This window comes from Shinella sp. JR1-6 (assembly GCF_004284735.1).
GTDB lineage: Bacteria > Pseudomonadota > Alphaproteobacteria > Rhizobiales > Rhizobiaceae > Shinella.
Genome location: NZ_SHMI01000079.1, coordinates 1 through 3,787, shown reverse-complemented (window position 1 = coordinate 3,787; position 3,787 = coordinate 1). Strand labels below are relative to the sequence as shown.

7 protein-coding genes are annotated in these 3,787 nt (G+C 58.7%); all 7 read right to left on the bottom strand.

Annotated features, from left to right (window positions below; translation table 11 throughout):
• Positions 1-371: hypothetical protein (locus tag EXZ48_RS34110; RefSeq protein WP_207900611.1), on the bottom strand; the 371-nt coding region annotated here is incomplete at its 3' end.
• Entirely contained in the window at positions 368-550 is a 183-nt protein-coding gene (locus EXZ48_RS34105) for a hypothetical protein (protein ID WP_130521469.1), read from the bottom strand. The genes EXZ48_RS34110 and EXZ48_RS34105, both read right to left, overlap by 4 nt.
• Positions 547-966, bottom strand: coding sequence for a hypothetical protein (locus EXZ48_RS34100; protein WP_130521467.1), 420 nt, complete (start codon positions 964-966; stop codon positions 547-549). Before EXZ48_RS34100 ends, EXZ48_RS34105 begins: the two co-directional genes overlap by 4 nt.
• Positions 966-1,475 (bottom strand): single-stranded DNA-binding protein, encoded by a 510-nt coding sequence (locus EXZ48_RS34095; RefSeq protein ID WP_130521465.1) that lies wholly within the window; start codon positions 1,473-1,475, stop codon positions 966-968. The genes EXZ48_RS34100 and EXZ48_RS34095 overlap by 1 nt, the downstream gene beginning before the upstream one ends.
• Position 1,476: 1 nt before the next feature.
• Complete coding sequence (locus EXZ48_RS34090) at positions 1,477-2,247, bottom strand: ERF family protein (RefSeq protein ID WP_130521463.1); 771 nt, start codon at positions 2,245-2,247, stop codon at positions 1,477-1,479.
• A gap of 283 nt (positions 2,248-2,530) precedes the next feature.
• On the bottom strand, positions 2,531-2,878 hold the full coding sequence (locus EXZ48_RS34085) for a hypothetical protein (RefSeq protein ID WP_130521461.1): 348 nt from the start codon (positions 2,876-2,878) through the stop codon (positions 2,531-2,533).
• 19 nt (positions 2,879-2,897) lie between these two features.
• Positions 2,898-3,787 (bottom strand): DUF6745 domain-containing protein (locus EXZ48_RS35190; protein WP_207900610.1); only part of this gene is annotated, 890 nt, incomplete at its 5' end.

Below are 3,787 nucleotides of genomic sequence, written 5' to 3'. Positions count from 1 at the left end.
AGAATGATCGCCGTGCCGGCCTCCACGTCTCCTGTTACGGAGTAGAGATCGATCGCGAGTTGAAACGGGTCGATGCCATGACGGCGCCAGAAGGCCAGCTCCTCGACGGCGTGCTGAGCCATATGCTCTTCCCGCGTCATGGGGAGAGTCCAGCAGTCTGATGGCTTCTGGGCCCCGCCCGTGCGCTTCTTGTTGTGCGGCGGACTTCCTGCGCGGATATGGCAGGCATCACAGCCGAAAGCGCCAGAGATCACGGACGGAAGCTTGCGGATGAACGCAAGGTGCGCATCGTCCTTGAATGACGACGTGGCCTTGCTCGACTTATCCAGGGCGAAGGCCGTAGGTTCACGGCGAACGGCAAAGGCCATCATTTTAGAAACTCCCAAATCTTCTTGAGGAAAGCGTTCAACTTATGTTGCGGCTTGAGTCGTGGTTTGTTCCGAAGGGCTGCGTTGGTCTTTTCCAGCGCCTCGATCCTTTTCAGGGACGAGCGGCGCGAATGGGGAAAAGCGCGAATGTGTTCTTCGACAGTGTAGTAGGTCCGTCTCATGCCGCTTCCTCCCCAAAAGCCGTCTCCGGCGTAATCCCGTAGGTTGCGGCGATCCACTCGATTGCCGACTCTAGGAACGTGTTGAATTCTCTCTCCGTCATGCTGGAGAAGCTGATGGATTTCGGGACGGCGACCGTGAAGCCCTTGACCATGACCGGCGTGACGAAGCCGGTATGCAGCTTCACAACGTCGTGCAGCGTCTCCGTCGAAGGAGCGCATTGCGTTGCCTTGACGACCTTGCCTAGGAACGACCAGTAGAAACGGAGCTTCGACAGAGAGCGGCCAGTGGAGAGCGCAACCTTGATGCGCTGGTCGTGTGGTTGTTGGCGGATCCATTCACGGTCCGCTTCCATTTCGCCGACAAGACTGTCGCCGCTACGCATGACGTAGATTGGAGGAAGTTCGGTCTTCGGCATCAGCGCCACTCCGGTGCGAATGGTATGTCGTCATCCATTTCGCGTGAGAGGCCGGCAGGGGCCCCGCCATAGCTGTTCTGCCGCTCTGTCGAAGGTTTACCGCGACCGCTGGCGCTACCATAATCACCGCCTGAGCGATCAGCCGGCGCATCGTCGCCCTTCCTGCCGTCGAGCAGAGTCAGCGCGCAGTTGAAACCTTGAAGAACGACTTCCGTGCTATATCGATCATTCCCGCTCTGGTCCTGCCACTTACGGGTCTGCAGCGCGCCCTCGATATAGAGCTTGGAGCCCTTCTTGACGTACTGCTCGACAACCTTGCAGAGGCCTTCCGAGAAGATGACGACGTTGTGCCACTCGGTCCTTTCCTTGCGCTCCCCGCTGTTACGGTCGCGCCACGTCTCGGGAGTAGCGATGCGCAGGTTGGCGATTGGGTTGCCCGACTGAGTGCGTTTAATTTCAGGGTCAGCGCCGACGTTGCCGATGAGGATTACTTTGTTTACGCTGCTCAAATCAGCCTCCGTTCAGCGGGTGTTGGGCAAGCAGGAGGCGTTCTTCGTGCTTGCGATAAAGGCCGGCCAGATCGTCGTACGGGACTTTCTTTTCAAGGATGGCCTCAAGGTCGGTGAAGATGTTTGTCAGATCGTCCGAGTCACGCGCCGCCGTCATCTGATTGTTGGCCAGATCCAGGCGGTTTTGCAGGACGCGTTCTTTGCCGGCCGAGTAGTAGGAGGACGGCCATACGTTCTTTCGCTGCTCGATTTTTTCGGCCCAGTTGTCGAGGCGCTTGAACGTGCCGCAACTGTCTATGTCTTTCTGGATTGCCTCCCAGTTGATTTCGGTCTTGGCCTGGCTGGACGAAATGCGGACGCGCTCGCCTTCGCCCACCGGAGCGGCATCAGCGCCGTCCGTGTCGTCTACAGCGGCAACCCCGATCAAAGACGTCAGCGCATACCGACGCGCGTAGGTCATCGCGGCGCCCATGGCCTGATGGTTGCCGTTCAGGCTGCAGACCGGGTATTCGCTCTCGATGGACTGCCCGCTTTCGTGCTGTAGGCGGGTTACCAGAATGATGGCCCCGTCACGGATCACCGTTGGCTGGGAGATGGAGAGGCCGTTCTTCGACAGAACCGGCATCACAGCTTCAAGCACGTCGCCGATGTCAGCATACATGTACTTGTACTTCCCGGTATCGGCCTGCTTGGTCTTCTCCGGGTTCTTCAATTCAGACTGAGCTGCGGCGAATGCCTTATAAAGCTCCGCCGTCGAACTTGTTGGGTCCATTTCAGGCTCCTAGATATTCTCCGGCCCTACATGCAGGCCGGAACAGAAGACGATTGCGAAAACAATGGAGGCAAGCAGGGCAAGAAGGAGAGCGTCAGTACTCGCTGCCCTGTTGTTCGCCTGATTGAGAATTTCGATTGCAGGGGGAGCCGCACGGCAGGGAACGTCGGATGCTCGACAACTGCATTCTCGGTATGTGTGCTGATCGCAACGCATGATGATTGTTCCGATGTTCGATCATTTTCGATGTCCGGCACACGAAATGCCGGACGCCGAATGCGATCTAGTCTGCAACCCTGCGGGCCATTTCGGAGAAGGGGTCGAACTCGCGGCTGACGCGAAATTCGTAGATGCCGGGATCGAGTTTGTACCCGCCGTGCGGATTGGCGGCGTCCTGCAAGAACTCCTCTGGGCTTTCGAGGATCGCATAGAACTTCTGCATGCCGGACGGCACGTTATCGATGCGCTCCATGACGTCACCGCCGGTTACGCAATGATGGTGGCCGCTTTCGCTGTGAGAGATTACGAAGCCCTTGGCGATACGGCCGGCCGGCTTGGTCTGCATGCCTTCGGGAAGCGCATCGATCTTGATGATGCGTACTTCGCCCTGCTGTCCAATTACCTGTTTCATTTCCATTTCCTTCTGATGGTTAGGTTCTGCGAGGGGGGTGGGCATATTCCGACTGTGGGTCACCGATCCGCCATGCCTGAGCGGCGATGGCGGTATTGATGGGAAGTCCGTCAATATCGGACACGCGAGGCACGCCCTCGACGATGATGCCGTTGCGCGGGCAGGTGGCTTTCAGGAAGCGGCCCGGATCCGGCAGGCCCGGAAGGGTCAACTCAATAAGCTGACCGATGTCATCATCCCCGCTATCGTCGATGGTTTTCGCTTTCAGCACCGACAGCATTTTGGGCCAGCCGGCTATTGCAGCGCCGGCTGCACGCTGTTCTACGTTAGAAGCTTTGATGACTTCGTTCGGATCGAGGTTGGCGCGATCGGAAATCCAGTGATCCGGCACGCGTACGCCGTGCCATGCAGACACGCCCCAACCGTCCGAGTACTCGACTGCCTTACCGATTTCGTTGTGCAGCAACCGGCCGTCGTCGAACGAGACTTTACGAGGCCTGTCGCTGACAAAGCAGATACCGTCCCACGGAGCCCACCACCCGACGCTTTTAAACAAGCGACCCCATTCAAGTAGCAAGGCCATATTTTCGGCTTTGTATTCGACGCCGATCTCATGGCCGAAAACATAGAATGCGCCCCAAGCAACGTTGTACTGGTTGTCGAAACTGTTCTGTAGGAACTTGTTTTCGAGCTGGTCCCCGAGCTGGCCCCTGAGCTGGCCCCTGAGCTGGCCCCCGAGCTGGTCCCCGAGCTGGCCCCCGAGCTGGTCCCCGAGCTGGTCCCCGAGCTGGCCCCTGAGCTGGTCCCTGAGCTGGTCCCCGAGCTGGCCCCAGAGCTGGTCCCTGAGCTGGTCCCTGAGCTGGTCCCTGAGCTGGTCCCTGAGCTGGTCCCTGAGCTGGTCCCTGAGCT

Coding starts and splice junctions, on each gene's coding strand:
- EXZ48_RS34105 (WP_130521469.1), bottom strand. CDS start 550: ATGAGACGGACCTACTACACTGTCGAAGAACACATTCGCGCTTTTCCC.
- EXZ48_RS34100 (WP_130521467.1), bottom strand. CDS start 966: ATGCCGAAGACCGAACTTCCTCCAATCTACGTCATGCGTAGCGGCGAC.
- EXZ48_RS34090 (WP_130521463.1), bottom strand. CDS start 2,247: ATGGACCCAACAAGTTCGACGGCGGAGCTTTATAAGGCATTCGCCGCA.
- EXZ48_RS34085 (WP_130521461.1), bottom strand. CDS start 2,878: ATGAAACAGGTAATTGGACAGCAGGGCGAAGTACGCATCATCAAGATC.